This is a genomic window from Lampropedia puyangensis (assembly GCF_004833285.1).
Lineage (GTDB): Bacteria > Pseudomonadota > Gammaproteobacteria > Burkholderiales > Burkholderiaceae_C > Lampropedia > Lampropedia puyangensis.
On the sequence record NZ_STFG01000038.1, the window covers coordinates 1 to 633 of the forward strand.

General features: G+C 56.4%; 1 pseudogene. It reads right to left on the bottom strand.

From position 1 onward, the window contains the following. A pseudogene (locus E9531_RS16925) lies at nt 1-633 on the bottom strand (hypothetical protein); the annotation flags it as partial.

Genomic DNA, 633 nt, shown 5'->3' on the forward strand with positions numbered 1-633 from the left:
GACGGCGCTGAGTGTGCCGTCTGTGGGATTGGTCAAGTTGTCAATCAAGTCCCCGATTGGTTCCGCCACCGTGCCATCTACCAAGTTGTTGATGACTTGATCGACTGAGGTAACCAAGCCTTCACCTGGTTGCGGCGTTGGCGCAGGTGTGTTGGAGCCACCGCCAAACAGGCCACCTAACAGGCCGCCTACGCCAGTGAGAACACCAGCCAGCAGGCTATTTTCCCCAACGAGGCCACCAAGCAAGCCATTTTCACCCAGTACACCGTCTACTACGCCAGTCAAACCATTGTCGCTGCCACCAGTGAGGCCTTGCACCAAACCGTTCAGGGTATCGAGCAACGGGTTCAGTGCTTCGCCAGGGATCAATGTTAACTCGTTGACCAATTCTGTCAGAGGGCCGAGGGCACCATCTTGGGTATTGGTCAGGTCTTCCAGCAGTCCAGTCACAACAGACAAGGTGCCGTCGTTTGGGTTGAGCAAAGTATCTAGGAGATTGGTGAGCGGCTCAATGAGCGTACCGCCCGCGACGGTACCCAAAACCCCTTGCACGCTGGTGATCAGGCCCGAGCCATCTGTTGGATCGGTGCTGTCCGTGGGATCAGTGTTGTCCGTTGGATCAGTGTTGTCCGT